We start from the raw sequence: 26,057 nt of genomic DNA on the forward strand, positions 1-26,057 counted from the left end.
TCTCATGGAGCGGGCCGACGCGATCGCACGGGCCCGTGCCCGTCGCACTCCGACCGGCCATCTGCGCGACCACGAGGCGGCCGACGGCACGGTCCGGCCGCGCAGCTCGTCGTGGCTGGTCGTCGCGGACCGCCCGGCCGGTTCGCCGGACAGGTCCTAACCCTGGCCCCGCACCGGCCCCCCGAAGAGGTCCACCGCCCGCCGGACCTCCGTCAGCTCGGCGGACAGTGCGCTCACCGAGCCGATCGCGCCCGCGATGAGCAGGAGGGAGCGGCGCAGGCGGGGGATCTCGGGGATGCCGTCGGCGGCCATGGCGGCCACCGCGGCCAGTTCCTCCTCGGCGATGCTCCGGTCGGCGAACTCGCCGGGATGGGCGGCCAGTCGGCGGCGCAACCGGGACACGGCGGAGCGCAGCTCCGTCACGCGCGGGTCCTCGCCACCGCCGGTCACGGGCCCCTGCCGCTTCTGCTCGACGCTCCGCAACACAGTCCTCCCCCTCGCACCTCGCCGTGCGCGTGTCCGTCCGACACGAAGCCCCCGCCCCGGGCAGCCGTCGGGCGCCCGGCCGGTCGGTGCGGGCGACAGTAAACGACGCGAACCGCCGGGCGCCAGTCCATTGCGTCATCGACTTGTTTCGCTGAGTGACTTTCTGGCCCGGGGCGCACACCTGTCCGACGCGCGCCTCGCGCCGTCGCACTCCCGTACGGGGCGTGCGGTATGCAGGAGCCATGACGACACGGGAGACGACGGGCGGGGCGCAGGCGGTCGCCGGACTGCTGCTCGCGGCCGGGGGCGGGCGGCGGCTCGGCGGACGGCCCAAGGCACTGCTTCCGCACCGGGGACGACCTCTGGTGGAGCACGCGGCACGGGTACTGCGGGAGGGCGGCTGCGCGGCCGTCCACGTCGTCCTGGGCGCACAGGCCGACGCCGTGCGCGCACGGGCCTCACTGCCGGACTGCACCCTGGTCGACAACCCGGACTGGGAGCAGGGAATGGGGAGCTCACTGCGCGCCGGGCTCGACGCACTGGCCGGCACGGGTGTCCGGGCCGTCCTGGTGTCACTCGTGGACCAGCCCGGGATCGGACCCGAGGCGGTGGCCCGGGTCCTCGCGGCGTACGAGGGCGAGGAGACGCTCGCCGGCGCCGCGTACGACGGTGTGCGCGGCCACCCGGTGCTGTTCGGTGCCGCTCATTGGGCGGGCATCGCCGCGACCGCCACCGGGGACCGGGGGGCACGCGCCTACCTGAGGGAGCACCGGCGGGCGATCACTCTCGTCGAATGCGGGGACGTGGCCCGGCCGTTCGACATCGACACCGAAGCCGATCTGGGCCACCTGGAGTGAACGGGGTGGCACGGAGCGCCGCCTTGCCTCGACTCGGAGAATCTCGACATCAACAGACGATTGAACTTCCACCATGAGGAAACTAGTATCCACTGATCAGAAGCGCCCGACAGGTCCAAGGGCGCGGAACGCCGTATTCGACAAGACTGGCACCCGGTGCCGAGCACGCCGGCTCGTCTTCACAGCTCGCTGAAGGAAGTGACCGTTCATGTCCGCTCCAGCGCCGTCCCCGCTGGCCATCGTCGACGCCGAGCCCCTGCCCCGGCAGGAGGAGGTCCTCACCGAAGCGGCGCTCGCCTTCGTGGCCGAGCTGCACCGGCGGTTCACGCCCCGGCGGGACGAACTCCTCGCCCGCCGCGCCGAGCGCCGCGCCGAGATCGCCCGCACCTCCACCCTCGACTTCCTTCCGGAGACCGCCGCGATCCGCGCCGACGACTCCTGGAAGGTCGCCCCGGCCCCGGACGCGCTGAACGACCGCCGGGTCGAGATCACCGGTCCCACCGACCGCAAGATGACCATCAACGCCCTCAACTCGGGCGCGAAGGTGTGGCTGGCGGACTTCGAGGACGCCTCCGCACCCACCTGGGAGAACGTGGTGGGCGGTCAGCTGAACCTGAGCGACGCCTACACCCGGAACATCGACTTCACCGACCCGAGGTCCGGCAAGTCGTACGCGCTGAAGGCGAACGAGGAGCTCGCCACGGTCGTGATGCGACCGCGCGGCTGGCACCTGAACGAGCGTCACCTCGTCGACGCCGACGGCACCCCCGTGCCCGGTGCCCTCGTCGACTTCGGCCTGTACTTCTTCCACAACGCCCAGCGCCTGCTGGACCTCGGCAAGGGCCCGTACTTCTACCTTCCCAAGACGGAGTCCCACCTGGAGGCGCGCCTGTGGAACGAGGTGTTCGTCTTCGCGCAGGAGTACTGCGGCATCCCGCAGGGCACGGTCCGCGCGACCGTCCTCATCGAGACGATCACCGCGGCGTACGAGATGGAGGAGATCCTCTACGAGCTGCGCGACCACGCCTCCGGGCTGAACGCCGGCCGCTGGGACTACCTGTTCTCCATCGTCAAGAACTTCCGTGACGGCGGCGCCAGGTTCGTCCTGCCGGACCGCAACGCGGTGACGATGACGGCCCCGTTCATGCGCGCCTACACCGAACTCCTCGTCCGCACCTGCCACAAGCGCGGCGCGCACGCCATCGGCGGCATGGCGGCCTTCATCCCCTCCCGCCGGGACGCCGAGGTCAACAAGGTCGCCTTCGAGAAGGTCCGTGCCGACAAGGACCGCGAGGCGAACGACGGCTTCGACGGCTCCTGGGTCGCCCATCCCGACCTGGTGCCGATCGCCATGCAGTCCTTCGACAAGGTCCTCGGCGACAAGCCGAACCAGAAGGACCGGCTGCGTGAGGACGTCGACGTCAAGGCGGCCGACCTGATCGCCGTCGACTCCCTCGACGCCAAGCCCACCTACGCGGGCCTGGTGAACGCCGTGCAGGTCGGCATCCGTTACATCGAGGCCTGGCTGCGCGGACTCGGGGCGGTCGCCATCTTCAACCTGATGGAGGACGCGGCCACCGCCGAGATCTCCCGCTCCCAGATCTGGCAGTGGATCAACGCGGAGGTCGTCCTCGACAACGGCGAGCAGGTCACGGCCGACCTGGCCCGCAAGGTCGCCGCCGAGGAACTCGCGGACATCAGGGCCGAGATCGGCGACGAGGCCTTCGCGGCCGGCAACTGGCAGCAGGCGCACGACCTGCTGCTGACGGTCTCCCTCGACGAGGACTACGCCGACTTCCTGACGCTCCCGGCGTACGAGCAGCTCAAGGGCTGAACCGCCGCTACCGCTCCGAGTGGCCCAGGGTCTTGCCCGGGGCCACTCGGTCGCGTACGGCCTTCTTCACCGCCGTCGGCTCCGGGAAGCCCTGCTCGCGACGGTCCCAGACGACCTCGTCACCGACGCGGACCACGAACACCCCGCCTGTGCCGGGCCTGAGGGCCAGTTCCGTCAGTTCGGCCTCGAAGGTCGTGAGCAGTTCCTGCGCCAGCCAGGCGGCGCGGGGCAGCCAGCGGCACTGGGTGCAGTACTCGATCTCGACCCGCTGGGCGTCCGTCATCCGAGGTGCACCGACCAATCCTGCTGAGCCGCGGGCTTGCCGTGCAGGTCGGGCACCTGCTTGAGCCACGCGGGACGTCCTTGCTGGTTCTTCGCCGCCCGCAGGGCCTCCTCGGCGGCGAGTTCCTCCCGGGTGGGGAAGCCCGTCGGCAGCCAGTCCCCGGACGCCCGCACGCGCGCGTGCAGGTACGTCACATACGCCTCGCGCACCTCGTCCGCGGTGGCGAAACCCGGCTCGTCGGCGAGCCAGGCGTCCGGGACCTCGGCGAGGATCCGCCGCAGCAGTTCCCCGGTGACCCGGGGCGCCAGTTCGGCGTCGGCCGTCCGGACGTCGGGGCCGTGATGGCCGAGGGCGTGGTGGCGGAAGTCGTAGGCCTTGCCGGGGTCGGCGGCGTCCCAGCGGTGGTGGAAGACGAGGGCGGCGCCGTGGTCGATCAGCCACAGGCGCGGGCGCGCGACGCCGAGGGTGGGCCAGACCATCAGGTTGGAACTGTGGACCGTGCGGTCGACGTTCACGGTCAGGGCGTCGAGCCAGACGATCCTGCCCGCCTCCAGCGGGTCGACGGGGAAGATCTGAGAGATCTCCGGTGTGAAGTCCCGGGCGCCCGGCAGGTAGTCCATGCCGAGGTTGACGCCCGCACTGGCCGCGTGCAGCCCCCGTACCTCCTGGTGCGGCTCGTGGTCGGCGACCGCCGGGTCGAAGTGCACCAGGACCAGCTCGGGGAAGCGCAGGCCGAGGGCGCGGGCCAGTTCCCCCACGATGACCTCGGCGACCAGCGCCTTGCGGCCCTGCGCGGAGCCGGTGAACTTGACGACGTAGGTGCCGAGGTCGTCCGCCTCGACGACACCGGGGACGGAGCCGCCGGAGCGCAGGGGTTCGACGTAGCGGGTCGCGGTGACCTCTCTCAGCATGGTCCTGAAGCTCCCCCGGGGCAGAGTCCGAAGGGGCCATGGTAACCAGGCGTGAGCGCGAAGGGCCCTGGGCCGCGTGCGGATCCCGCCGGCCTCAGGGCGCCGCGGGCGTGGCCACGGGAGCGGGTGCGGGCACCCGGACGGCGTCCATGACGAAGCCGCTGCGGACCCGGGCCGGCATGCGGTTCAGCGGGATCCGCAGGTCCTGCTCGGGCACCTCGTACTCCAGCCGGGCCAGCCGCGGCACGAGGGCACGCAGCAGCGCGATCGTGACGTCCTCACCGGGGCAGCGGTGGCCGGTGGTCCGGTCGCCGCCGCCCTGGGGGATCAGGTCGTCACCCGCGGGCGGCCGCTCGAGGAAACGCCGCGGTTCGAAGGTGTACGGATCGTCCCAGAGGGCGGGGTCGTGGTTCTGCCCGTAGAGGTCGAGCAGGATCAGCGTGCCGGACGGGATCGGCTCGCCGTGCCACTCCAGGTCGGTGACGGCCCGGCCGCCGACGAAGGGCGCGAAGGGGTAGAAGCGCCGCAGCTCGTGGGCGAACGCCACGGCGTGGGCGGGGTCGTCGCCGGTCAGGCGTTCCCGCAGCCCGGGCCTCAGGCGCAGCGCGTGTCCGGCGTAGGTGACGAACCAGCACACCGCGACGGTCGGGCGGATGACGTTGAGCAGTTCGACCGCGGCCGTGTGCGGGTCCAGGAGCCGGCCGTCGGCGTCCCGGTGCCGGGCGATCCCCTCCAGGGCCGATCCGGCCTGCGCGGAGGCGGTCCCCGCCCGTACGTCCTCGACCAGACGTCCCAGCCAGGCCTCGCAGCGGGCCCGGGCCCGGCGGGCCCGCCAGTGGCGCGGGCCCGCCGTGGCGAAACCGTCGACCATCGCGACGAGGTCCCGGGCCAGTGGCCCGACGTCCTCGACGACCACTCCGGCCCACTGGCACACGCCCCGGGTGAGCACGCGGCTCGTCTCGTCGAACAGCACGACCCGGCGGCCGGACCACGACTCCACCGCCTCGTCCCACTCCGCGGCGACGCGGTCCACCAGGCCGGCGACCGCCTCCGCCCCGGTGAGCAGGGACAGGAACATCTCCTTGCGCACACGGTGCTCCGGGCCGTCCAGGGTGTGCACGGCTCCGTGCCCGAACAGCGTGCTCAGCACCGGTCCGGGCAGCGCCGAGCGGCGCTCCACGTGACGCTCGTCGTAGAAGAACCGCACCGCCTCGGGGCCGTGCAGGGCGACGACCGGCTGTCCCATGAGCCGGGTGCGCACGAGCGGGGCGGAGGTGCGGCGCCTCCGGTCGGGCAGCCAGGCGTATCCCTTGGCCAGGAGAGCGAGGGAGCTGTCGGCGATCAGTGGACTGCGACCGGCATTCATGGCGCGGCGAGTGCCCGCCGGCGCCGCCCGGAAACGCGGCACCCCCGCGCAGCGGCGCGGACGCCGGGTACGCGCACGGTTCCCGGCGGGCGGGTTCGCACGACCCCGACGGCCGGGCACGCACGGACCCCGGCGGTGGGGCACGCACCGACCCCCACGGCCGGGCACGTACCGACCCCGGCGGCCGGGCACGTACCGACCCCGGCGGGCGGATGACCAGGAATGCCGCCGCATCCGCTCCGTTTGCCGCCGGTGGCGGTGGGGACCCGGCGGGGCATGAGCGCAACCTCATCTCGCCGGCTGATGCGGCAGAACCGGGTGCTGTGGCTGCTGGACCGCCTGGAACGGGAGGCCAGGGCCGATGCGGTGATAGAGACGCTCCGCAGGGGCGTGCGGGCGCTGCCCCTGGGAGGCGGCCGGGATTTGTTGCACGGCAGGTGGCTGGGGCACCCGGTGCATCCGCTGCTGGTGCAGGTGCCGATCGGAAGCTGGCTGTCGGCGGCGGTCCTGGACCTGCGCCCCGGCCGCTCGCGGGAGTCACGGCTGCTGGTCGGGGTCGGCCTGGGCGCCGCCGCCCCCTCGGCCCTGGCCGGCTGGGTGGACTGGGCGGAGCTGCACCGCCGGCAACAGCGCGTCGGGCTGGTGCACGCCCTGTCCAACACGGCGGCGGTCGGCCTGTACGCCGCCTCGCTCGCCTGCCGCGTGAAGGGGCGCGAGGGGGCGGGCCGTGCGTACGGCTTCCTGGGGCTGACCGCGGTCGGGATCGGCGGCATGCTGGGCGGTCACCTGGCGTACCGGCAGGCCTCCGGCGCGAACCACGCCGAGGAGGTGCCGAACGTCGTCTCCCAGGGCTGGCACCGGATCGGGGCCGTGGCCGAGTTCCCGGCCGGTGAGGCGGTGCGGCGCAGCGTGGACGACGTGCCGGTGCTGGTGGTACGCGAGACCGGTGGGGCGATTCACGCGCTCGCCGAGCGGTGCAGCCACCTCGCGGGGCCGCTGTCCGAGGGCACCGTCGCCGACGGATGTGTGCGGTGCCCCTGGCACGGCAGCGTCTTCCGGCTCTCCGACGGCTGGAACGTGCGTGGACCGGCCACCGCGCCCCAGCCCTCCTTCGACACACGGGTCGCCGACGGCCACGTCGAGGTGCGGCTGCGTCACCAGAACGGCGGGGAACCGGCCCGGCGCAGGAACGGACGTCGATCGGAGGCAGCCCATGGGCACGGCGACAGGGGCTGACAGCCGGCTCGCCGGCCGACTGGCGGGAGCGTTCCGGCGCACCCGCCGGGACTACGGGGCCGGGCACGACCGGCCACTGGGCGGCTACACCGCGGCCATGGCGGGATTCACGGCGTTCACGGCGGCGTGGACCACGGCGGTACGGCGCCGCGGCCGCCCGCTGCCGGAGCGGCCCGTGCCCTGGGACGTGGTCCTGACCTCGGTGGCCACCTTCCGGCTCAGCCGACTGCTCACCAAGGCGTCGGTGACCAGCCCGTTGCGGGCCCCGTTCACCCGGTACGTGGGACCGCAGGGGCCCGCCGAGCTGCACGAGCAGGCACAGCCCGAGCAGGGCAGGCACACCGTCGGCGAGCTCGCGACCTGTCCGTTCTGCATGAGTGTCTGGGTCGCCTCGGCGCTGACCGCCGGCCAGTTGCTCTGGCCGCGCGCGACCCGCACGGCCATGGGCGCGCTCACCGCCCTGGCGGGGGCGGACACGCTGCAGCTCGCGTACGGCGCGCTCCTGGACAGGACGACCGGCGACTGACCGCGGCCGCCTGTGACGCGCGCCGCTCACATCGGAAACCGTGACATCCCACCCTCGAGCGACATGAAGCCCTGAGGGGGCATAAATAACCAGACTCTCTCGAAAGCGCCTGTTGTATGGACCCACATACGACAGGAGCGAGGGAGCATGGCCAAGGACGTCACCCACCCGGGCCCACCCCCGGAGGCGAGCCTGAAGCCCGATGCCATCGGGTTCCTCGACGCGCTGGTCATCGGGCTCAACGCGACCTCCCCCGCGTACTCCGTGGCGGCGGTGATCGGTCCCGTCGTGGCGCTGGTCGGCATCTACGCCCCCGGCGTGATGCTCGCGTCGTTCGTGCCCATGCTGCTGATCGCCTCGGCGTTCTACTACCTCAACAAGGTCGACCAGGACTGCGGCACGACGTTCTCCTGGGTCACCCGGGCCATGGGCCCGTGGGCCGGCTGGCTCGGCGGGTGGGCCATCACGATGACGGGCGTCCTGGTCGTCGGATCGCTCGCGGACGTGGCCGTGACGTTCTTCCTGCTCGCGGTCGGCCTGGACGGCTGGGCCGACCACGACGTGGTCCGTCAGGTGCTGACCGTGCTGCTCATCCTGGTGATGACGGCCGTCTGCGTGATCGGCACCGAGCTGTCGGCCAAGGTGCAGAACGTCCTCATCCTGGCGCAGGTCGTCTGCCTGCTCGCCTTCGCCGTGGTGGCGCTCCACCGCGTGTACGCCGGCACCGGCACCCTCGACGCCGTCGACCCGGAGTTCGGCTGGCTCGACCCGTTCGGAGCCGGCGGGGCGTCACTGACCGCGTCCCTGCTGCTGGGCGTGTTCATCTACTGGGGGTGGGAGTCGGCGGTCAACCTCACCGAGGAGGTCGAGAACTCGGCCACCGCCCCCGGCAAGGCGGCCGTCTGGTCGACGGTGCTGCTGCTGGTGACCTATGTCGCGGTCGCCTTCGCGGTCGTGGCCTACGCGGGCACGGACTACCTCTCCGAGAACGCCGCTGAGGAGGAGTTCATCTTCGCGCTGCTCGCCGAGGAGGCGATGGGCGACTGGGACTGGGTGGTGCTGCTGGCGGTGTCGACGTCCGCGCTCGCCTCCACCCAGACGACGATCATCCCGGCCTCGCGCACGGGTCTGTCCATGGCGCGCCGGCACGCGCTGCCCGCCCACTTCGGCCGCATCCACCCGCGCTTCCGCACCCCCGACGTGAGCACCTGGTGGGTCGCGGGCATCGCCATCGCCTGGTACCTCGTCCTGTTCCACATCAGCGAGAACGCCCTCTTCGACTCCCTCACCGCCCTGTCCCTGCTGATCGCCTTCTACTACGCGCTCACGGGCCTCGCCTGCGCGGTGTACTACCGCCGCCAACTGACCCGCAGCGCCCGCACCTTCCTCCTGATCGGCCTGGGGCCGCTGATCGGCGCGGGACTGCTGGCGTGGCTGCTGGTGGAGTCGGTGGCGGACATGTCCGACCCCGACAACTCCTACAGCGGCGTCTCGTGGTTCGGGATCGGTCCGCCGCTCGTCATCGGCATCGGCATCGTCGTCGCGGGCGTGGTCCTCATGGTCGTGTGGCGGCTGCTGGCGCCCGCCTTCTGGTCGGAGCACCCGAGCGTGGTCGACCCGGCCCTCATCGACGGCAGGGAGTCCTGAAGATGTCGGTGATCCTCGGCTGCGACGCGTCCGAGGACTACGGCGCTCACCACGAGGCCCCGTGTGGGGCGAGAACCCGTCCGCGGGGCGCTGCCGGGCTCGACCGCGCACAAGCTGCCGCACCTGTCCGGCGTGCCGGTGCTCTGCGTGCCGGCGAGGGAGTCCTGACGCTCCCGGCACGGCGGCCGTGTCACGCGGCCCGTGACCTGAGCCCTGCGCCGCGAGCCCTGCTTCACGAGCTGCCGGCGGCGCGTTTCTTGTGCGGGCTGAAGACATACAGGTCGAGGATCTCGGGCACCGGCGCGACGCCGGGGCCGCCCGCCCGCACCCAGGAGACGACGTCCTCGGTGGCGGCCGGGTCGTTGACCAGTCCGAGCCACACCGGACGGCCTCCGGCGGCCCGGCCCTCGGCGGACGGCTGGACGACGACCACGTTGGCCTGATCGCACACGTCGAGGCAGTCGGAGACGCGTACCGGTGCCGCCTCGCGCAGGCGCTCGGTCTGGGCGGCGTGATCCACGCCTCTGATCTTGCGGGTGCCGCAGCAGCAGTCCCGGCAGACGACGATGCGGCACGGAAGCCCTGCGTTCGGCGTCGCGGCCATGCCGCTCCCTCCCTCTGTGCGTGTGGTGATGATCATGTCATGCGGGTGCCCGGCCCGGCGGGTCAGGTCCCTTGCCGGAGCGGGTTGGGCAGGGGCCGGTAGCGGGCGTCGGCGCCGTCGGCGCCGGTCCAGCGCAGCAGCAGGTTGGTCTTCGCCGGGAGGGTCGGCGAGGTGAGCAGGGCGGGGATCTCGGGGAGGTCGTGACGGGCGAGTTCACGCCGGGCGGCGGGCCAGGGGTCGAACCCCGGGTGCCGTTCGGTGAGGGCGCCGGCGATCTCGATGAGGTGATTGACGACCAGGCAGTACACGAGCCGCTCCCAGCCCGCCTGCCGCGTCACGTCCGGCAGCAGCTTGACGCCCTCGGCGTCCCGGTACAGCGCCTGCACCGGCAGCCCGTCGGCGTCCACGGCGACCAGCGTGTTCTGCAGATGCGCCTCGATGACGACACCGTGCTCGGCGAACGCCGTCAGCGCCGGGGGCACCACCTGGGCCAGGTACGCCGCCCACCAGAGGGCGGGGTCGGCGGCGCGGTCGAGCGGGCTGCCGTCGAAGCCCTCGACCAGACCGGCGGCGAGCACCGGGACGGTGCCGGGCAGGAGGCGGCCGGCGAAGCCGTCGCGGACGAGGACGGCCAGGGCCTCGAAGGCGAAGTCGGCGGTGCGGTAACCGCGGTCGCCGAGCCAGGCGGAGGGCCCGCCGAACCTCTCGAAGGCGGCGCTCACGGCCGCGTCCGTCCGGCGCAGGGCGAGCAGGTCGTGGCGCCACAGGCGACGGATGTCGTTGGTGATGCGCACGTCCAGGCTGAACTTGAGGAAGAGGTCCCGCTCGGGCGTGTAAAGCGTGCGGATCGCGGCGGTGGGCCAGGCGTCGGGGGCGGTGGTGCCGAGCCGGATCAGCCGGCCGTCCGCGAAGGCCGCGGCGAGTTCCGGAGCGGCCAGCTCGAGCTGCCAGGGGTGGGCCGGGAGCAGCCGGTAGCCGGGCGGCGCCGTGCCCAGTCCGTCGAGGGCGCAGGTGTCGCCCTCCTCGACGACGGTGTCCTCGCGCAGGCCGAGCAGCACCAGCGGGAAGCGGGCGTACGCCTCGGGCGCGTACGGCAGCCAGCGGGCCGTGGGGCCGCCTCCGCGCGCCTTGGGGGCCGGGTGGTGGGTGTGGCCGGTCAGGAGGGACTGCTCGGAGCGCCGGTAGGGGTCGCCGGGCGGGACGGCGCGGGCCCGGGCGGCGAGCAGGGCGGCCACGGCGTCGCGGCTGTCGAGCATCTCTGCGGGAAGTTCGTGGTTGGACAGCCCGGTGTGCCGGCGCAGTTCCTCGGCGACGAGCTTGACCAGCTCGGTGTGGCCGACGCGGTGCCAGGCTCCGGCGACCTCGATCTCCGGCTCGGCGGGCCGCCGTGTTCCGCGCACCCGCAGCAGCCGGTCCGAGCCGGGCAGCCGGTGGACGCGACGGTCGCCCTCCCCGCGCACCGGCCGGGCGACCTCCCGCAGCAGGCAGTTCAGCAGGGGCACGGCGGCGTACGCGTCGGCGAGGGCTCCGGTGGCCGGGTCGTCACCTGGGGCCGAGTCGTCGTCGGCGGGCGGGGGCATGAGGTCCACGCGTTCCACTCGTCCCTATGGTCGTTTCAGCGTGCCGGGCGGAGATGATCAGTATGTCGGTCGTCGCCGTTCCGCTGTGACGCCCCTATTCGTACCCGAGGAGCCCGCCCGTGCACCGTCCCCCCACCGCCGAGGCCGAGGTGGCCGACGAGCTGTCCGTCGTCCGGCCCGGGCTCCTGCCGCGGTACGAGGCCGAACTGCCCGGCGCCCGGGCGGCCGTGCTGTCCCGGCTGTGGCGCGGTCTGGCCCACGAGCCGCTGCCCTGGGTCGCCCGCCGCGAGCAGGCCCGGGACGGTCTGACGCTGTCCCTGTCCGACGGCCGCCGACTGCACGGCCCCCGGCCGGACCCGTACGCGACCGGCGCGTACGTCACCGCCGTACGGCTGGACGAGACGGAGTACGCGGATCCGGCGCGGCTGATGACGGACCTCGCCGTACCGCACTCCGCCGCCTTCGCCGCCGAGCTCGGGCACAGCGTCGCGTCACTGGCGCTGTCGCGGGCGGGGCAGGAGGGGGACCGGGAGGACTGGCCGGACAGCGACTGGGGGTGGGAGCAGCGGATCGTCGACGGGCACCCGTTCCATCCGACGTGCCGGTCCCGGCCCGGCTTCTCGGTGGCCGAGCAGCTGGCCTACGGGCCCGAGCACCGGCCCGTCGTGGAGCTGGGGCTGGTGCCGGTGCGGGCGCGGGAGTGCCTGGTGACGGGCGTGTGGCCGGACGAGCTGCGGGACGGGGCGCGGGTGGTGCTTCCGGTGCATCCGTGGCAGGCGGCGCACGTGCTGAAGCGGACGTGCGAGGAGCGGCGCCCGGCGCATCCGCTGATGTCCCTGCGGACGCTGGCCGTGCCCGGCGGGCCGCAGGTGAAGACCTCGCTGAGCGCCCGGCTGACGTCCTCGGTGCGGGACATCTCCCTGCCCTCGGTCGCCGCGTCCGCGGCGTTGTCGGACTTCGCCGCGACGCCGGCGGGACGTTCGGACGGCCTGCTGCACATCACCCGCACCCTGGGCGCGGCGGCCGCGGGGTCCCCCGACCTCGCCGCCGTCCTGCGGGAGTCGCCGCAGACGTACGCGGGCAGCGGCGAGCGGGTCCTGCCGGTGGCGGCGCTGGCGACCACCGGCCTGCCCCGCTCCCCCGCCTGGCTGGCCGGTTTCGCGCGGCTCACGCTCACGGTCGGGCTGCGGCTGCTAGAGCTGGGCGTGGCCCTGGAGGCGCACGGCCAGAACCTCCTGGTGGTCCTGTCGGCGGCGGGCGACCCGGTGCGGCTGGTCTACCGCGACCTGGCCGACATCCGGGTCAGCCCGGCCCGCCTGGCCCGGCACGGCATCGAGGTGCCCGAGCTGCCCGCCCGGATGGTCACGGACGACGAACGCGCGCTCCGCCGCAAGCTGTTCGGCTCGCTCGTGGCGGGCGCGCTGGCCGGCACGGCAGGGTCGGGTCCGGCGCTCGGCGCGGCGCTGGAGACGGCTGTACGGGACCTGCCGCACACCCCGGATCTCGCGGCCCTGTGCGCCGATCCGCTGCCCTCGAAGGCACTGACGCTGATGCGGCTCTCGCCGCGGACGCCCGGGGACCAGTGGGCGGAACTGCCCAACCCCCTGCGGTGAAACCCGGTTTTGGAACCGGAGCGGGGTGATCAATAGGATCCGGCGATGATCACAAGAACACGGCTGGCGGCAGGGGTCTGTGCCCTGGTCGCCGCGCTGACGGCCGGGCTCGCCTTCCCGGCCGGAGCGGCCGCCGGCGAACCCACGGGCCAGGACGCCCCCAAGGTCGACCTCGTCCTCGACGTGAGCGGCTCGATGCGGGCGCGGGACATCGACGGCCAGTCGCGGATGGCCGCCGCGAAGCAGGCGTTCAACGAGGTGCTCGACGCGACGCCCGAGGAGGTCGAACTCGGCATCCGCACCCTGGGTGCGAACTACCCCGGGGACGACCGCAAGACGGGCTGCAAGGACACCGCGCAGCTCTACCCGGTCGGTCCGCTCGACCGCACCGAGGCCAAGACGGCCGTCGCCACCCTCACCCCGACGGGCTGGACGCCGATCGGCCCCGCCCTGCTGAAAGCGGCCGGCGACCTGGACGGCGGCGACGGCTCCAAGCGCATCGTGCTGATCAGCGACGGCGAGGACACCTGCGCCCCGCTCGACCCGTGCGAGGTGGCCCGCGAGATCGCCGCCAAGGGGATCGGCCTGACCATCGACACCCTGGGCCTGGTACCGACCGCCAAGCTGAGCCGGCAGCTGAGCTGCATCGCCGAGGCCACCGGCGGGACCTACACCTCGGTCGAGCACCAGGACGAACTCACCGACCGGGTCAACCAGTTGGTGGTCCGGGCGGCCGATCCGGTGGTGACGCCGGTGCCGGCCGAGGGTGCCGACCGGTGCGCCGGGGCGCCGACGCTGAAGTCGGGCCTGTACACCGACCGTGAGGAGTTCGGGCAGCAGCGCTGGTACCGGGTGGACGTTCCGCCGGGCAAGGAGCTGCGCGCCTCGGTGAGCGTCGCGGCGGACCGGGCGGTGAATCCCGGCTACGGCGTGCTGATGCGGGCGGTGACGTCGAAGGGCCGCGAGATCGTGCGCGGCGAGGCGGCGGGCAACGGCCGCACGGACGTGATCTCCACGGGTCTGCGCTACCCGAAGGCCGAGAGCGACGACGAGGACGCGCCGTCCGAGGCGGTCTGCCTCGCGGTCTCGCACTCCTTCTCGGCGGCCTCCGGCGTGAAGACCACCCCCGGTCTGCCGCTGGAGCTGACGGTGGACGTCGTGGACGCCCCGAACCAGGCGGGCGACGTGGCCGCCTTCGGCCTCGGCCGCGGCTGGTGGCTGCTCGGCGTGCTGATCCTCACCGGCTTCCTCGCCGGTGTCGTCTGGGGCTGGCTGTCGCGCTGGCGGATCGCGGTCTGGAGGACCAACTGATGTGGTGGGTACGAGCGTTGAGCGCGGCGTTGCTGACCCTGGGCGCGGCGGCCGGCCCGGCCGCGGCCGACGCCTCGCCGAGCCCGTCGCAGGAGGAGTCGTCGGCCCCCACGCAGGCCGGTACCTCGTTCCGTACGGCGACGGAGATCGAGCAGGGGCAGCGGGCCACGGCGAGCGGCTCCACGGGTGACCACCTGTACTGGTCGTTCCCCGCCGACACCGGACAGCGGCCCACGGTCCGGGCGACGGTGAAACTGCCGCAGACCCACGCCTCCCAGACCTGGCAGATCGACGTCTACGACGGTCTGCGCCGCCGTCAGGCCTGCCAGTACGGGGCGCAGACGCGCACCGCGGGGGCGGACGTCTCCTCCGTGGAGCTGGCCTGTGTGCTGCGTACGGTCCGGGCCTGGGCGGAGCCGTGGGCGAACGACCCGCTGCCGGGCACCTACTACGTCCGGCTGACGGCCACCGGCGTCGCCACCGCCGACCTCGGCCTCCCCGTGAGCACCGCGATCCAGGTGGACTCCAAGGACATCGGCGGATCCGCGGCGGTGGACGGCTCGCTCGCCGAGCCGCTGGTGCCGGGGATCGCCTCGAAGCCCGAGGAGGAGCAGGAGGACGCGGCGGTGCTGGCCGGTCTCGAACCCGAGGACGGCTGGACGTCCGGCTGGTGGTCGGACCGGTGGGTGTGGACCGCGATCGGCGGGATCCTGGCCGCACTGGCGGGGGTCGGCGGCTACGCGCTGACGCGCGGGACGGGCCGGCCGTCCCGGGTGCCGCCGGGCGCCTGACCGGCCCTCACCTGACCGGTCCTCACCTGACCACTCCGCTGAACGGAAGGCCCGCTGCCCGCGGGCCTTCTTTCATGCCGCGCGCAGCGCCTTGGCGAGCGTGCCCTCGCCGCTCACCTCGACCCGTCCCTCGCGCACGGCCCGGGCGAGGCTCAACTCCCCGCGGCCGATGGCCGTGCAGGTGCCGGTGTCCAGCACCAGCCGGGCGTCCGGCTCCGCGGGGGCGGGCCCGTCGCCGTACACGGGCCCTTCCTCGGCACCGGCGTACAGGTGGAACAGGCCTTCCTCCAAGCGGACTTCGACGATTCCCTCACCGTCCAGCAGACGCAGCAGGGGGAGCGCGAACCAGTGGGCCCGGACCGCGTCCGTCGCCCGGCGCTCCCCGAGCTCGGCCTGCCCCCACTCCCCCAGCGCCTGCAGCACGGGCAGCAACTGCCGTCCGCGTGCCGTCAGTTCATAGACGAAGGCCGCGCCGGGCGGTGGCAGCCGTCGCCGGGTGGCGAGGCCGTCGCGCTCCATGTCCTTCAGCCGCGAGGCGAGTACGTCGGTACTGACGCCGGGCAGGTCCGCGTGCAGGTCGGTGTAGCGGCGCGGGCCGGCGAGGAGCTCCCGGACGATCAGCAGGGTCCAGCGGTCACCGACGACGTCGAGCGCGCGGGCGGCAGAGCAGTACTGGTCGTAGCTTCGGCGAGGTGGCATGCGACGCAGTCTAGACAAGTTGTTGGACTTTCCAAGCGCGCACTTGGTAAAACCAAGCAACACGATCGGCAGAGGAGAAGCGGCGCATGGAGTTCCGGCAGTCGAGCAAGCTCAGCGAGGTCTGTTACGAGATCCGCGGCCCGGTCATCGAGCACGCCAACGCGCTGGAGGAGGCGGGGCACAGCGTGCTGCGCCTGAACACCGGCAATCCGGCGCTCTTCGGGTTCGAGGCGCCGGACGAGATCCTCCAGGACATGATCCGGATGCTGCCGCAGGCACACGGCTACACCGACTCGCGCGGCATCCTCTCCGCCCGCCGGGCCGTGGCCCAGCGCTACCAGACCCTCGGCCTGGAGGTCGGCGTCGACGACGTCTTCCTCGGAAACGGCGTCTCGGAACTGGTGTCGATGGCCGTCCAGGCGCTCATCGAGGACGGCGACGAGATCCTGATCCCCGCCCCGGACTTCCCCCTCTGGACGGCGGTGACGACCCTCGCGGGCGGCAAGGCGGTCCACTACCTGTGCGACGAGCAGGCCGACTGGTACCCCGACCTCGACGACATGGCGTCGAAGATCACCGACCGGACGAAGGCGGTCGTGATCATCAACCCGAACAACCCCACCGGCGCGGTCTACCCCAAGGAGATCGTCGAGGGCATCCTCGACCTCGCCCGGCGGCACGGCCTCATGGTGTTCGCCGACGAGATCTACGACCAGATCCTCTACGACGACGCCGTGCACCACTCGGCCGCCGCGCTCGCCCCCGACCTGGTCGTCCTCACGTTCTGCGGGCTGTCCAAGACGTACCGGGTGGCGGGCTTCCGCTCCGGCTGGCTGGTGGTCACCGGTCCGCGCCAGCACGCGAAGGACTACCTGGAGGGCCTCACCATGCTGGCCTCCATGCGGCTGTGCGCCAACGCGCCCGCCCAGTACGCCATCCAGGCCGCGCTCGGCGGCCGGCAGTCCATCCGCGAGCTCACCGCACCGGGCGGGCGGCTGCTGGAGCAGCGGGACGTGGCCTGGCGGATGCTCAACGAGATCCCGGGGGTGACGTGCGTGAAGCCGAAGGGAGCGCTGTACGCCTTCCCGCGCCTGGACCCCGAGGTGCACCGGATCCACGACGACGAGCGGTTCGTGCTGGACCTGCTGCTGCGCGAGAAGATCCAGGTGGTGCAGGGGACGGGCTTCAACTGGCCGTCACCGGACCACTTCCGCATCCTGACCCTGCCGCACGCGGAGGACCTGGAGGCGGCGATCGGCCGGATCGGGCGGTTCCTCGGCGGGTACCGGCAGTAGGCACCGGGCGTGTCCCGGCCACGCGGGGACGGCCTGAAAGGGCCTTTGAGCCGGATGGAGGCCCTGCGCCGTGCGTGAGCGCCGCACCGCGGGGAACGTCGTCCTCGGTCCTTCCCCCCAGCAGGAGCGGAGACGAGTGATGGCCACCACGCAGGGCGACGCCCCGTCCGGCACCGCACGACCGGCGGACCTCAAGCTGCCGGGCATCGTGCTCGGGGTCGGGATGGGCGGGTTCGCCGACGGCATCCTGCTGCACCAGCTGCTGCAGTGGCACCACATGCTCTCCAGCACCAACCAGGACCGCATCGGGGTGAAGTACTACGACCCCCACACCGTCTCCGGACTGGAGATGAACACCCTGTGGGACGGCGTCTTCCACACCGTGTGCTGGCTCTCGGTCCTGCTCGGACTCGCCGTGCTGTACGCGCGGGTCACCCACGACCGGCGGCGCGTGTGGACCTCCCGGGTGCTGTGGGGCTGGATGCTCGTCGGCTGGGGTCTGTTCAACCTCGTGGAAGGCGTGCTGGACCACCACGTCCTCGGCATCCACCACGTCCACGCCGGCGAGCACCGGCTCTGGTGGGACATCGGCTTCCTCGTCCTGGGCGCCCTGCTGGTCGCCGTCGGCCACCTGCTCCAGCGCAGCGGCCGGCCCTTCGAGCCCGGTGCGGGCGCCGGCCGGCACGAGGGCCTGCGCGGCTGATGGGCCACCATCCGCATGGGCACGGGCAGGCCACGGGCGGCGGCACCCCGGACTGGCTGCCGCCCGCACTCCTGCTGCTCGCCGCGGCCGGTGCCTACCTGCTGCTCGCCCACCGGGCGCGCCACCGCAATCCGGCCCTCGGCTGGAGCCGGTGGCGGACCGGCTGGTTCCTGGGCGGGATCCTCCTGCTCGGCGTCGCGCTGCTGCCGCCCGTGGCCCCCTTCGCCCACGAGGACTTCCGCGGGCACATGGTCCAGCACCTCCTCATCGGCATGTACGCGCCGCTCGCCCTGGTCCTGGCCGCCCCCGTCACGCTCCTGCTGCGCACCCTGCCCGCGCCCCGGGCCCGGCGCCTGACCGCGGTGCTGCACAGTCCGCCCGCCCGCCTGCTCAGCCACCCGGCGGTCGCGCTGGCCCTCCCCACGGGCGGCCTCGCGGTGCTGTACTTCACCCCGCTGTACAACGCGACCACGGCCGATCCGGCGGCGCACTGGCTGCTGCACGCGCACTTCCTGCTCTCCGGATGCCTGTTCGCCCACGTCATCGCCGGCCCCGACCCGGCTCCCGCCCGGCCGGGGGTCAGGGCCCGGCTGGTCTGTCTCGGCGTCGCGATCGCGGCGCACGCCGTGATCTCCCAGCTGATCTACGGCGGCTTCTGGGCCGACATCCACGCGCCGATCGACCAGGTGCGGGGCGGCGCAGAGATCATGTACTACGGCGGCGACCTGGCGGAGCTGCTGCTGGCCGCCGCCCTGGTGGCCACCTGGCGGCCAGAGCCCCGGCGCGGAGTGTCAGTGGCGGGTCGTAGCCTTCCAGCAGGTGGGGCGTAGCGCCCCGGGGCCCGTCGCCGGCCGGAGAGGAGCGCGCCGTGACCCGACCGCCGACCGCCGCGCAGCGGCGTGTCATCGACGCCGCCGATCCCGTCACCGGGCGGCTCCGGGGCACGGAATCGCAGCTCACGGCCCTGGTGAAGCGGGGGCTGGCCTTCCGCCACCCCCGGCCGCCGCATGATCACTTCCTGACGCCGGAGGGGCACCGGGTGCGGCAGGGCATCACACAGGCACCCGAGCCCGGCGGGACCGATGAGGCGTCCGCCTCGACGGGCGTGTTCACCGCGCGCGTCGGCGGTGAGGAGGGGCCTGCGCATGACGGGCCGACCCGGCGCCGGGAGGTGCACAGCGCCTGGCAGGGGCTGCTGGAGCTGCGCCGGATGACCAACCCCCGCGGGGACGTGGACCGGCCGTGCGGCTGGGAGCGTGCGCATCTTGTGCGGGCCGCCGCGCTGGCCCTGGAGGCGGCCGGGCACGCTCCGGCGGGGCGGGAGGGCCCGGGGTACCGCGTGCGGGAGACCCCGCAGCCGGAGGCCGTCGCCGTGCACGAGCCGAGCGGCGAGGCGCTGCGGGCCTGCGCGGCCACCCTGGAGGGGGCAGGCTGGCAGGTGAGCGAGCACCGTGAGCCGCGCACCGGGAACCGGTATCTGCTGGCTTCACCACGCCGGGCGTGATGAGCATGCCAAGATCGGTGGATCGTCGTGCAGGGCACGAGAACCCGGAGGGAAAGCCGTGAGCGAGCCGTTTTCCGTCCCAGTGACCGTCCGTGGCTACGAGACGGACGTCCAGGGACACCTCAACCAGGCGGTCTATCTGAACTACGCGGAGCACGCCCGCTGGTCGCTGCTCAAGGCCGCGGGTATCAGCCAGTCCGCCCTCATCGGCAGCGGCGTGGGCCCGGTCGCGCTGGAGACGACCATCCGCTACAAACGCGAGCTGCTCGCGGGCGACGAGGCCGAGGTGACCTGCGCCTTCGAGTGGAGCGGTGGCAAGACGTTCCGGATCGAGCAGACCGTCGTGAAGGCCGACGGCACGGTGGCCGCGGAGATCACGGCGGTCGGCGGGATCCTGGACCTGGAGCAGCGCAGGCTGGTCGCCGACCCCGCGGCGGTCTTCAGGAAGCTGGCCTCGGACCCGGGGCTGTTCGGGCTGTAGGGCCGTGGCCGGACCCCCCGCCGGGTGCTCGTGCGGTACGTCCGGTCAGTGCACACCGCGCTCCTCCAGGGCCGCCCTGAGGCTGCGCAGGGCGTAGTAGACGCGGGACTTCACCGTGCCCTGGGGGACGCCCAGCGCGGTGGCGGCCTGGTGCGTGGTGCGGTCGGCGAAGAAGGTGGCCTCCAGGGCCTCGCGGTGTGCCGGTGTCAGGGCCCCCAAGGCGTCGTGCAGGACGATGGACGACAGCATGCGTTCGATGTCGTCGGCGTCCGTGCCCAGTTCGGTCAGCCAGTCGGCGCCGCCCACCTCCTGCGGGCGGGCCGCCTTCGTCCGGTGTGCGTCGATCACGAGGTTGCGGGCGATGCGGAACATCCAGGGGCGTACGGCCATGCCCTCGCCGTCGGCGAGCGTCTGCTTGTTCCAGCAGCGCAGCAGGGTCTCCTGGAGGACGTCCTCCGTGCGGTGGGTATCGCCGCCCAGCATGCGCAGCACGTACGCGTAGAGGGCCGGGCCGTGCTCCAGATAGAGGTCCCTCAACGCCCGTTCCTCGGGCGACACCGCGCTCGCGGACCCGATCACCGTCACGTTCATGGTGTGCTCCTGCTCCTGTCTCCGTGGGGCGGCCCGCCCAGCCGCGACGGCTGGAACCGGGGCCTCCGGTGGAACGGAGTGTGGTCAGGGGCGTTCCACGCTCGTTTGACGCTCGGTCCACGGCTCGTACATCGCCCGTCCGGTCACACGCGGGCCGACAGCGACTCCACCTGGGCGCGCACCCGGCGGGCCAGTCGTTCGTCCGCCGGCGCGAGGCGGCCGGCGCCGCGCAACCGGTCCCACATGTGCAGCAGTTCGCTGCCGTGGACGACCACCGCCGTGCCGTCCTCCAGGCGCTGCCAGGCGGCCGCCGCCCGTGCGATCGCCCCAGGGGCCCCGGGGGCACCGGCGCCGCACAGGATGCGGGCGACCGAGAGGGCCAGGACGGTCGCCTCCCTGTGGTCTCCGCGCAGGTGTGCCAGGTACGCCTCCATGGCCCGTGCCTCCAGCGCGTCCGGGTGTTCCGTGCCGGCCGACCGGGTCAGCTCCTCGCGCAGGGCGGTCGCCTCGGCGGACGCCTCCTCGATCCGGCCCGTGGCCGTCAGCGCGTTGATGTGCGCGACCCGGGCGGCGAGTTCCGGCGGGAGGGGGCGGGACGGCTGTGGAGGCGGGGCGGGTGCGGGGGGCGCCGTCGCCGCGGCCCTGGCCCGGGCGACCGCCGCGGCGACGGCCGAGACGGGAGCGGGGGCGACCGCCCCGGCGACGGCCGAAACACCTGCGTGGGTGGGAGCCGCGGCGACGGGGGCGGGAGCCGGCGGCGGTTCGGGGGCCTGGTCCGCCGCCTCCGTCCGCTCCGTCGTGTCGAGGAGGCGGCTGGAGCCGTCGGGTGCCACCCGAAGCACGAAGTGGGCCCCTGAGTGGCCGTCGTTCACCGTGGCCTCGACCGGGGCGGCGCGCTCCTGCGCATGACGTTGCAGGCGGTCCAGCACGGCCTCGTGCACGGACGCGCCCTCCTCGACGACCAGGAGCTCGCCGTTGATCTCGGCGAGTCCCTCACCCGGGATGCGCACCGCGAAGCGGGTCATGACTGCGAGTCCTCCTGATGCTCAATCGCCGGAAGCGGCGGACGCGGACGGGGAAGCCGTGGGGTTTTGGTCCGTTCCCGGCGCGACGCCTGCCGTGGCGCCCGGAGTGACTCCCGGTGTGGCGCCGGGAGGCGGGGCGGCCACACCCGCGTACTTGGCGAACTGGGCCCGGACGGCGAGGACGTAGCCCTGCGCCTCGTTCGTCTGCGGCACCCCCTTGGCCGCGCGCACGGCGTCCATCCCCACGTGGTAGCCGGCCAGCGCGAGGTCCAGGACGCTGCCGGTGGCCTCGTTCGCGTCGGTCATCCGCTGGGCCTGCCCGGCCAGGTCGCACAGATGACGGCCCTGGGCCATGATCGAGTCCTCGGCGTCGAACGCCGAGGTCTCGTCGTTGCCGTCGTCGTCCTCGCCGTACTTCTCGAAGACCTCGGGCGGCAGTTGGGAGATGCCCTCCTCGCCGTTCTCGCCGACCAGTTCCCCTTTGAAGCCGGACTCCCGCTCGATCTGCGAGGCGATGACGACCGGGCCGATCGCCCCGCACAGGTCACCGGCCTCCTCGATCGGCTCCACCAGGTCCTCCGGCACCGTCGAGGGGTCCAGCTCGCCGCCGCCGTCGCCGTTGAAGACGGCGATCACCTCGTCCACGTCGTCCGCACCGGCGGAACCGTCTCCGCCACCGCCCGAGAACAGCAGGATCAGCGCGATGAGCGGCGCCAGCAGCACCCCGAACCCGCCGATGATGATGATCACGACCAGGGTGCCGAGCAGGGCGAGCGGCGACAGCAGGCAGCCGCAGCCGGTGCCGGTGCCGGCGGCGATGGTGTTCCGGACGGCGGTGGACGTCCCGCCCTCTCCGCTTTCTCCCGTGCCCGCGCTCATGGGGCCCGCCTTCTTCCTCTTGCCTTGAACCGCGACGGCTGGACGGCCCGTTGTGCTGTCGACGGGCTCGGGAGATCGAAACGGGCCCGGGAGCAATTCAGTTCAAACCCGTGGACATCGAATGATCCAGCACATCCGAAGCACGAGCGGAGAAGGAGGGCTGACCGCGCATGAGCACTCCTGAGGCGACGCCGTCGAACCCGCAGTCATGGGTCCGGGGGCCGAGACCCGGACGGCCGGCGGCCCCCGGTGGCGGTACCTCCGGCCCGGGCGTCCTGCCGGGTGCGGGGCAGGGCCCGGCTCCCTCGACGGGTCGTGCCACCACGACGGCTCCCAGCGCCGCTCGGGCGCCCCGCCCGGGTCCCGCGCCAAGCCCTGGCCGCTTGCCGGGGCCGGGGCGGACCACCCGCGGGGGCTCCGCCGCCTCCGCCCTGCGGACCTCCGCCCCGTCCCGCGGTGGCGGCGAGGCCCCCTGGAGCGAGCCGGTGCGGCGTGCCCCGGGGCGTGGCAGGTCGCGGGACGAGATCGGGTGGGTCAAGGCCCACGGCGGCGCCGGCGCCACCTCGCTCGCCGAAGCGCTCGGCGGGGTCGACGTGGGCGCGCGCTGGCCGGAGCCCGCGCGGGGCGAGCCGCGCCGGATCCTGCTGGTCGGCCGGACGAGCGCCCGCGGACTGCGCGCCGTGTCACGGGCGTTGGGCGCGCTGCGGGACGGCAAGGCCCCTCAGGGGCTCGACCTGCTGGGTGTCGTCCTCGTCGCCGACGCCCCCGGGCGGCTCCCGCTCGGCCTGCTGCGCCGCATCCGGGTCGTCCGCTCGGTCGCCAGCGTGCAGCGCGTGCCGTGGATCCCGGCCTGGCGCGTAGGCGGACAGCCCGCGCGGCTGCCCCGGCAACTCAGCGTGCTCGCCGACCTGGTGGGCGCCGACGGTGAAGGAACCGACGCATGACCTCCCCCCTCACAGGCCTCGCCCTGCCCTTCGGCGGGCGGCTCGCCGCCTACACCCCGACCCCGGACGCGGGCGCCATCCTCGGTGTCCTCGCCTGGTGCGCCTCGGCGGCGGGCGTCGCCGGCCTGCTCGTTGTCGGCATGCAGATGGCGATCCAGCTGCGGCGCGGCGACCCGGGCGAGGGCGGCGCGTACTTCCGCGGCTTCTTCTTCGTCACCCTGGCCTGCCTGCTCGCCACGACGGCCGGTCCGCTCGTCGCGTTCCTCGGTGATCTGTCCCTCCACTGAGGGCCGGGCACCTCCTCGCACCACCCACCTCACCCGCTTCCCCGCGCCCGCCGCTCACGCGCGGCGCCGACCACCCGGAGATCCCATGTCCCTGCTCCTCGAAACGACCAGCCTGCTCGCCGCCGGTGTGCCCCAGCCGCAGAGCAACGCCCCCGGCGAACTGACCAGCAAGGTCAACACCGTGCTCGGCATAGCCGCCTGGGCGGGCACCGCCGCCGGCGTCGCCGGGGTGCTGATCACCGGCACGATGATGGCCATCTCGCTCAAGCGCGGTGAGAGCTCCGAGCACATGAGCCGTCTCGGCATGGTGCTCGGCGGCTGCGTCCTGGTCGCCACGGCCGGTCCGCTGGTCGGCTTCGTCTTCAACTGAGCGCGGACGACGGGACGATCGAGATGTTCACGCGCAGGGAGTACCGGGAGCCACGCCGGTACCGGTCCGATCCGTCGGAGCCGTACTGGAAGCAGCGCGGCTGGCAGGTGTCGGCGGCGTTCCTCGGCGTCGTCGTCCTGCTGAGCGGGATCGTCGCCCTGACGGCGGGCCGGGGCACCGCGGACGACGGCGCCGGCGCCCCGCCGTCGAAGGGGCCGCTGTCCGGCACCCCGGCCATGAAGGACGGCCGGCCCGACGGCTGCCGCACCGACGACAGCCGCGGAGACGTCATGCCCACGTCCCCGCCGGACGACGTCGACTGGCGCGCCCTCGGTGTCGCGCGCGTGCCCGTCTCGGCGTCTGCCGGTCCGACCCTGGCCCAGGGCCCCGTGTGGTGGTGTTTCGCGCACACGCCGGCCGGGGCCGTGCTGGCCGCCCACGTCATTCCCTCGCACATGAGCGGACCCGACTGGCGGACGATCGCGCGGGAGCAAGTGGTGGCCGGCCCGGGCCGGGACCTGTTCGTCTTCCAGCGGTCCACCGTCCGGGACGACGCCCCGGGCGGCACGGGGGACAACGGCTCTGCTTCCGGCTCCCGACGGGACGCCGGGTCCGGCAGCTCGTCCGCCGCGTCCTACGCCGGATTCTCGGTGCCCGCGTACTCCGGCGAGGCGGCGACCGTGGAGCTGCTGCTCAAGACCGGTCAGGGCTACGCCACGACCTCCGTCGCCCTGCGCTGGAGCGGCGGCGACTGGAAGGTGCAGCCCTCCGACAACGGTGCCCTGCACACCCCGGTGAAGGCGGTCCAGGGAACCAACGGCCATCTCCTCTGGGGGGTTTGACATGGCGTGTCCGACCGGAAATCCCATCGTCGACATCGCGGTCGGGTTCTTCAGCTTCCTCGGCGACCCCATCGGGACCATCGTCGAAGGGGTGGCCAACGCCGTCCTCGCGGGCGCCATCGCGGTGTTCGGGGCGCTGACCACCGGCATCCCGACCCTCTCGGGGACCACCACCGCACAGGACATCAACAGCCAGACCCAGTGGATCGTGGTGTATCTGGCGGTCGGCTCACTGCTGTTCGCGTCCGCCCGGATGGCGATCGAGCGGCGCGGCGCGGCCGGCACGACGGCGCTGAAGGGCATCCTGCGGGTCGTCCTGGTCTCGGGTGCCGCCACCACCGTGGTCACGGCCGCCGCCGCCCTGGCGGACGACTACTCCACCTACCTGTTCAACGCGGGTGCGGAGAAGCAGCTGAGCGCCGTGGGCGCCTGCTCCGACGGCAACGGCATCGAGGCGTTCCTGTTGCTGGTCCTCGCCTTCCTGCTGCTGATCGCCGGGATCATCCACACGATCCTGCTGTACATCCGCCTCGGCGTCATGATCCTGCTGCTGGGCACCCTTCCGCTGGCCGCCGCCGCCTCGATGACGGACTGGGGCGGCGGCTGGTGGCGCAAGCACCTCGGCTGGATGATCGCCTGGCTGTTGTACAAACCGGCGGCCGGGCTGGTGCTGTACGCGGGTTCGGCCATGATCAGCTCGGGTCGGGACGGCGGCAGCGACATCAACGAACGCATCGCCGGTATCGGCGTGATGCTGCTGTCCGCCGTCGCCCTGCCCGCCCTGCTGAAGCTCGTCGTGCCCGCCACCGCCGCACTCGGCGGGGCGTCCGCCATGTCCGGGGCCATGTCCACGGTCGGCGGGTCCCTGGCGTCCGGAGCCCGTTCACTCGGCTCCAGTGGCGGCAGCGGCGGGCAGAGCGGTCCGCGCGGCGCGTCGGGGGCGTCCGGTTCGGGCGGCTCGGGCGGCTCGCAGGGCTCGGGCGGGACTTCCGGCGCGCCGGGCGCGCCCGGTCCCGGCGGCGCGGGACGCACGGGCGCCTCGGGCGCCGGGGCGGGCGGCGGCGCCGGCGGGGGCGGTGCGGCCGCGGGCGCGGGCCGGGCCGCCGCGGCGGCGGGCGGTCCGGTCGGTGTCGCCGTCGGCGCGGCGGTGACGGCGGCGCAGATCGCCGGCCGTACCGCCTCCGGCTCGCTGGAGGGCGCCGACCCCGACAAGGGGCACAACACCTGACCCCTGCGGCCCGGTCCGGTCCTACGTCCCTGCCGGACCGTCCGGCCCGTTCCATCCCGAACGGCCGCCAAGCTCCCGATCCCCCCGCGGAGCCCGGCGGTCCCGCCCTCCTCAGCCGTTCCGCCCGTGCCCCGGCCCGTCACCGCACCACACCGGCGCACTCC

General features: G+C 73.5%; 29 protein-coding genes and 1 pseudogene. 20 read left to right on the forward strand and 10 right to left on the reverse strand.

Going from position 1 to position 26,057, the window contains the following annotated elements:
• The first annotated feature begins 4 nt into the window (after positions 1-4).
• Positions 5-160, forward strand: coding sequence for a hypothetical protein (locus AB0F04_RS35905; RefSeq protein WP_362049990.1), 156 nt, complete (start codon positions 5-7; stop codon positions 158-160).
• Here the strand turns inward: AB0F04_RS35905 and AB0F04_RS35910 are convergent.
• Complete coding sequence (locus tag AB0F04_RS35910; RefSeq protein ID WP_362049993.1) at positions 157-486, reverse strand: DUF5955 family protein; 330 nt, start codon at positions 484-486, stop codon at positions 157-159. The genes AB0F04_RS35905 and AB0F04_RS35910 overlap by 4 nt on opposite strands.
• A gap of 242 nt (positions 487-728) precedes the next feature.
• Between AB0F04_RS35910 and AB0F04_RS35915 the strand changes: the two genes are divergently transcribed.
• Positions 729-1,343 carry a nucleotidyltransferase family protein gene (locus AB0F04_RS35915; protein WP_362049996.1) on the forward strand — a complete coding sequence of 205 codons (615 nt, stop codon included), beginning with the start codon at positions 729-731 and terminating at the stop codon, positions 1,341-1,343.
• 208 nt (positions 1,344-1,551) lie between these two features.
• Positions 1,552-3,177 carry a malate synthase A gene (gene aceB, locus AB0F04_RS35920; RefSeq protein ID WP_362049999.1) on the forward strand — a complete coding sequence of 542 codons (1,626 nt, stop codon included), beginning with the start codon at positions 1,552-1,554 and terminating at the stop codon, positions 3,175-3,177.
• A 7-nt stretch (positions 3,178-3,184) separates the two neighbouring features.
• Here aceB and AB0F04_RS35925 read toward each other — a convergent pair whose 3' ends face one another.
• The 3 genes from AB0F04_RS35925 to AB0F04_RS35935 form a co-directional block, all read right to left on the reverse strand.
• Positions 3,185-3,460, reverse strand: a complete 276-nt coding sequence (locus tag AB0F04_RS35925; RefSeq protein ID WP_362050002.1) for a SelT/SelW/SelH family protein — start codon at positions 3,458-3,460, stop codon at positions 3,185-3,187.
• A complete protein-coding gene (locus AB0F04_RS35930) occupies positions 3,457-4,371 on the reverse strand; it encodes a HipA family kinase (protein ID WP_362050004.1) in 915 nt (304 codons plus the stop codon). The genes AB0F04_RS35925 and AB0F04_RS35930 overlap by 4 nt, the downstream gene beginning before the upstream one ends.
• 94 nt (positions 4,372-4,465) lie before the next feature.
• Positions 4,466-5,737 (reverse strand): cytochrome P450, encoded by a 1,272-nt coding sequence (locus AB0F04_RS35935; protein WP_362050007.1) that lies wholly within the window; start codon positions 5,735-5,737, stop codon positions 4,466-4,468.
• Positions 5,738-6,040: 303 nt separating this feature from the next.
• Here AB0F04_RS35935 and AB0F04_RS35940 point away from each other — a divergent pair, with 303 nt between their 5' ends.
• The 4 genes and pseudogenes from AB0F04_RS35940 to AB0F04_RS35955 all read left to right on the forward strand — a co-directional run.
• Entirely contained in the window at positions 6,041-6,973 is a 933-nt protein-coding gene (locus tag AB0F04_RS35940; RefSeq protein ID WP_362050112.1) for a Rieske 2Fe-2S domain-containing protein, read from the forward strand.
• Complete coding sequence (locus AB0F04_RS35945; RefSeq protein WP_362050010.1) at positions 6,951-7,499, forward strand: DUF1360 domain-containing protein; 549 nt, start codon at positions 6,951-6,953, stop codon at positions 7,497-7,499. The genes AB0F04_RS35940 and AB0F04_RS35945 overlap by 23 nt, the downstream gene beginning before the upstream one ends.
• 147 nt (positions 7,500-7,646) lie before the next feature.
• Positions 7,647-9,146 (forward strand): APC family permease, encoded by a 1,500-nt coding sequence (locus AB0F04_RS35950; RefSeq protein WP_362050013.1) that lies wholly within the window; start codon positions 7,647-7,649, stop codon positions 9,144-9,146.
• Positions 9,147-9,221: 75 nt separating this feature from the next.
• Positions 9,222-9,314 (forward strand): annotated as a pseudogene (locus AB0F04_RS35955) (universal stress protein); the annotation flags it as partial.
• Between the two features lie 64 nt (positions 9,315-9,378).
• Here AB0F04_RS35955 and AB0F04_RS35960 read toward each other — a convergent pair.
• Together AB0F04_RS35960 and AB0F04_RS35965 are read right to left on the reverse strand one after the other, a co-directional pair.
• On the reverse strand, positions 9,379-9,750 hold the full coding sequence (locus AB0F04_RS35960) for a (2Fe-2S) ferredoxin domain-containing protein (protein WP_362050016.1): 372 nt from the start codon (positions 9,748-9,750) through the stop codon (positions 9,379-9,381).
• 62 nt (positions 9,751-9,812) lie between these two features.
• Positions 9,813-11,330, reverse strand: coding sequence for an IucA/IucC family protein (locus tag AB0F04_RS35965; RefSeq protein WP_362050115.1), 1,518 nt, complete (start codon positions 11,328-11,330; stop codon positions 9,813-9,815).
• A 119-nt stretch (positions 11,331-11,449) separates the two neighbouring features.
• On the opposite strand from AB0F04_RS35965, the gene AB0F04_RS35970 reads away from it, so the two are divergent.
• Genes AB0F04_RS35970 through AB0F04_RS35980 form a run of 3 tightly spaced genes read left to right on the forward strand, consistent with a single transcriptional unit; the run spans position 11,450 to position 15,045 of the window.
• Complete coding sequence (locus AB0F04_RS35970) at positions 11,450-12,943, forward strand: IucA/IucC family protein (protein WP_362050019.1); 1,494 nt, start codon at positions 11,450-11,452, stop codon at positions 12,941-12,943.
• Positions 12,944-12,988: 45 nt separating this feature from the next.
• Entirely contained in the window at positions 12,989-14,254 is a 1,266-nt protein-coding gene (locus AB0F04_RS35975) for a VWA domain-containing protein (RefSeq protein ID WP_362050022.1), read from the forward strand.
• Positions 14,254-15,045, forward strand: coding sequence for a hypothetical protein (locus tag AB0F04_RS35980; RefSeq protein WP_362050025.1), 792 nt, complete (start codon positions 14,254-14,256; stop codon positions 15,043-15,045). Before AB0F04_RS35975 ends, AB0F04_RS35980 begins: the two co-directional genes overlap by 1 nt.
• 72 nt (positions 15,046-15,117) lie before the next feature.
• On the opposite strand, the gene AB0F04_RS35985 is transcribed toward AB0F04_RS35980, so the two are convergent.
• A complete protein-coding gene (locus tag AB0F04_RS35985) occupies positions 15,118-15,744 on the reverse strand; it encodes a helix-turn-helix domain-containing protein (protein ID WP_362050028.1) in 627 nt (208 codons plus the stop codon).
• Positions 15,745-15,830: 86 nt separating this feature from the next.
• Between AB0F04_RS35985 and AB0F04_RS35990 the strand changes: the two genes are divergently transcribed.
• From AB0F04_RS35990 to AB0F04_RS36010, 5 genes are all read left to right on the forward strand, one after another.
• Positions 15,831-17,039, forward strand: coding sequence for a pyridoxal phosphate-dependent aminotransferase (locus AB0F04_RS35990; protein WP_362050030.1), 1,209 nt, complete (start codon positions 15,831-15,833; stop codon positions 17,037-17,039).
• 139 nt (positions 17,040-17,178) lie between these two features.
• On the forward strand, positions 17,179-17,742 hold the full coding sequence (locus AB0F04_RS35995; protein ID WP_362050033.1) for a DUF2243 domain-containing protein: 564 nt from the start codon (positions 17,179-17,181) through the stop codon (positions 17,740-17,742).
• The gene (locus tag AB0F04_RS36000) at positions 17,742-18,572 is read left to right on the forward strand and encodes a cytochrome c oxidase assembly protein (protein WP_362050036.1); all 831 of its coding nucleotides are present in this window, start codon (positions 17,742-17,744) and stop codon (positions 18,570-18,572) included. Before AB0F04_RS35995 ends, AB0F04_RS36000 begins: the two co-directional genes overlap by 1 nt.
• A gap of 38 nt (positions 18,573-18,610) precedes the next feature.
• Positions 18,611-19,246, forward strand: a complete 636-nt coding sequence (locus tag AB0F04_RS36005) for a hypothetical protein (RefSeq protein ID WP_362050039.1) — start codon at positions 18,611-18,613, stop codon at positions 19,244-19,246.
• A 58-nt stretch (positions 19,247-19,304) separates the two neighbouring features.
• Positions 19,305-19,727 carry an acyl-CoA thioesterase gene (locus AB0F04_RS36010; RefSeq protein ID WP_362050042.1) on the forward strand — a complete coding sequence of 141 codons (423 nt, stop codon included), beginning with the start codon at positions 19,305-19,307 and terminating at the stop codon, positions 19,725-19,727.
• 45 nt (positions 19,728-19,772) lie between these two features.
• Here the strand turns inward: AB0F04_RS36010 and AB0F04_RS36015 are convergent, their stop codons facing one another.
• From AB0F04_RS36015 to AB0F04_RS36025, 3 genes are all read right to left on the reverse strand, one after another.
• Positions 19,773-20,318 (reverse strand): sigma-70 family RNA polymerase sigma factor, encoded by a 546-nt coding sequence (locus AB0F04_RS36015; RefSeq protein ID WP_362050045.1) that lies wholly within the window; start codon positions 20,316-20,318, stop codon positions 19,773-19,775.
• A gap of 143 nt (positions 20,319-20,461) precedes the next feature.
• Positions 20,462-21,343: a hypothetical protein gene (locus AB0F04_RS36020; RefSeq protein WP_362050048.1), complete on the reverse strand. Its 882-nt coding sequence runs from the start codon at positions 21,341-21,343 to the stop codon at positions 20,462-20,464.
• A gap of 21 nt (positions 21,344-21,364) precedes the next feature.
• Positions 21,365-22,222, reverse strand: coding sequence for a transglycosylase SLT domain-containing protein (locus tag AB0F04_RS36025; RefSeq protein ID WP_362050051.1), 858 nt, complete (start codon positions 22,220-22,222; stop codon positions 21,365-21,367).
• Positions 22,223-22,707: 485 nt separating this feature from the next.
• Between AB0F04_RS36025 and AB0F04_RS36030 the strand changes: the two genes are divergently transcribed.
• The 5 genes from AB0F04_RS36030 to AB0F04_RS36050 all read left to right on the forward strand — a co-directional run bounded on the left by AB0F04_RS36030 (position 22,708) and on the right by AB0F04_RS36050 (position 25,893).
• The gene (locus tag AB0F04_RS36030) at positions 22,708-23,166 is read left to right on the forward strand and encodes a hypothetical protein (protein ID WP_362050054.1); all 459 of its coding nucleotides are present in this window, start codon (positions 22,708-22,710) and stop codon (positions 23,164-23,166) included.
• Positions 23,163-23,453, forward strand: coding sequence for a hypothetical protein (locus tag AB0F04_RS36035; RefSeq protein WP_362050056.1), 291 nt, complete (start codon positions 23,163-23,165; stop codon positions 23,451-23,453). Before AB0F04_RS36030 ends, AB0F04_RS36035 begins: the two co-directional genes overlap by 4 nt.
• An 85-nt stretch (positions 23,454-23,538) precedes the next feature.
• Positions 23,539-23,823: a hypothetical protein gene (locus tag AB0F04_RS36040; RefSeq protein ID WP_362050059.1), complete on the forward strand. Its 285-nt coding sequence runs from the start codon at positions 23,539-23,541 to the stop codon at positions 23,821-23,823.
• A 23-nt stretch (positions 23,824-23,846) separates the two neighbouring features.
• The gene (locus AB0F04_RS36045; RefSeq protein WP_362050062.1) at positions 23,847-24,665 is read left to right on the forward strand and encodes a hypothetical protein; all 819 of its coding nucleotides are present in this window, start codon (positions 23,847-23,849) and stop codon (positions 24,663-24,665) included.
• Between the two features lies 1 nt (position 24,666).
• Positions 24,667-25,893, forward strand: coding sequence for a hypothetical protein (locus AB0F04_RS36050; protein WP_362050065.1), 1,227 nt, complete (start codon positions 24,667-24,669; stop codon positions 25,891-25,893).
• Positions 25,894-26,057: the final 164 nt, after the last annotated feature.

Source organism: Streptomyces sp. NPDC029041 (assembly GCF_040637515.1).
In the GTDB taxonomy this organism is placed as follows: domain Bacteria; phylum Actinomycetota; class Actinomycetes; order Streptomycetales; family Streptomycetaceae; genus Streptomyces.

Excerpts from the sequence above, each read along its gene's own strand:
- AB0F04_RS36035 (WP_362050056.1), top strand. The coding sequence starts at position 23,163 with ATGACCTCCCCCCTCACAGGCCTCGCCCTGCCCTTCGGCGGGCGGCTC.
- AB0F04_RS36015 (WP_362050045.1), bottom strand. The coding sequence starts at position 20,318 with ATGAACGTGACGGTGATCGGGTCCGCGAGCGCGGTGTCGCCCGAGGAA.
- AB0F04_RS36000 (WP_362050036.1), top strand. The coding sequence starts at position 17,742 with ATGGGCCACCATCCGCATGGGCACGGGCAGGCCACGGGCGGCGGCACC.
- AB0F04_RS35930 (WP_362050004.1), bottom strand. The coding sequence starts at position 4,371 with ATGCTGAGAGAGGTCACCGCGACCCGCTACGTCGAACCCCTGCGCTCC.
- AB0F04_RS35915 (WP_362049996.1), top strand. The coding sequence starts at position 729 with ATGACGACACGGGAGACGACGGGCGGGGCGCAGGCGGTCGCCGGACTG.
- AB0F04_RS35975 (WP_362050022.1), top strand. The coding sequence starts at position 12,989 with ATGATCACAAGAACACGGCTGGCGGCAGGGGTCTGTGCCCTGGTCGCC.
- AB0F04_RS36040 (WP_362050059.1), top strand. The coding sequence starts at position 23,539 with ATGTCCCTGCTCCTCGAAACGACCAGCCTGCTCGCCGCCGGTGTGCCC.
- AB0F04_RS36020 (WP_362050048.1), bottom strand. The coding sequence starts at position 21,343 with ATGACCCGCTTCGCGGTGCGCATCCCGGGTGAGGGACTCGCCGAGATC.
- AB0F04_RS35945 (WP_362050010.1), top strand. The coding sequence starts at position 6,951 with ATGGGCACGGCGACAGGGGCTGACAGCCGGCTCGCCGGCCGACTGGCG.
- AB0F04_RS35990 (WP_362050030.1), top strand. The coding sequence starts at position 15,831 with ATGGAGTTCCGGCAGTCGAGCAAGCTCAGCGAGGTCTGTTACGAGATC.
- AB0F04_RS35980 (WP_362050025.1), top strand. The coding sequence starts at position 14,254 with ATGTGGTGGGTACGAGCGTTGAGCGCGGCGTTGCTGACCCTGGGCGCG.
- AB0F04_RS36050 (WP_362050065.1), top strand. The coding sequence starts at position 24,667 with ATGGCGTGTCCGACCGGAAATCCCATCGTCGACATCGCGGTCGGGTTC.
- AB0F04_RS35995 (WP_362050033.1), top strand. The coding sequence starts at position 17,179 with ATGGCCACCACGCAGGGCGACGCCCCGTCCGGCACCGCACGACCGGCG.
- AB0F04_RS35950 (WP_362050013.1), top strand. The coding sequence starts at position 7,647 with ATGGCCAAGGACGTCACCCACCCGGGCCCACCCCCGGAGGCGAGCCTG.
- AB0F04_RS35940 (WP_362050112.1), top strand. The coding sequence starts at position 6,041 with ATGCGGCAGAACCGGGTGCTGTGGCTGCTGGACCGCCTGGAACGGGAG.
- AB0F04_RS35985 (WP_362050028.1), bottom strand. The coding sequence starts at position 15,744 with ATGCCACCTCGCCGAAGCTACGACCAGTACTGCTCTGCCGCCCGCGCG.
- AB0F04_RS35905 (WP_362049990.1), top strand. The coding sequence starts at position 5 with ATGGAGCGGGCCGACGCGATCGCACGGGCCCGTGCCCGTCGCACTCCG.
- AB0F04_RS36025 (WP_362050051.1), bottom strand. The coding sequence starts at position 22,222 with ATGAGCGCGGGCACGGGAGAAAGCGGAGAGGGCGGGACGTCCACCGCC.
- AB0F04_RS35925 (WP_362050002.1), bottom strand. The coding sequence starts at position 3,460 with ATGACGGACGCCCAGCGGGTCGAGATCGAGTACTGCACCCAGTGCCGC.
- AB0F04_RS35965 (WP_362050115.1), bottom strand. The coding sequence starts at position 11,330 with ATGCCCCCGCCCGCCGACGACGACTCGGCCCCAGGTGACGACCCGGCC.
- AB0F04_RS35960 (WP_362050016.1), bottom strand. The coding sequence starts at position 9,750 with ATGGCCGCGACGCCGAACGCAGGGCTTCCGTGCCGCATCGTCGTCTGC.
- AB0F04_RS36045 (WP_362050062.1), top strand. The coding sequence starts at position 23,847 with ATGTTCACGCGCAGGGAGTACCGGGAGCCACGCCGGTACCGGTCCGAT.
- AB0F04_RS35935 (WP_362050007.1), bottom strand. The coding sequence starts at position 5,737 with ATGAATGCCGGTCGCAGTCCACTGATCGCCGACAGCTCCCTCGCTCTC.
- aceB (WP_362049999.1), top strand. The coding sequence starts at position 1,552 with ATGTCCGCTCCAGCGCCGTCCCCGCTGGCCATCGTCGACGCCGAGCCC.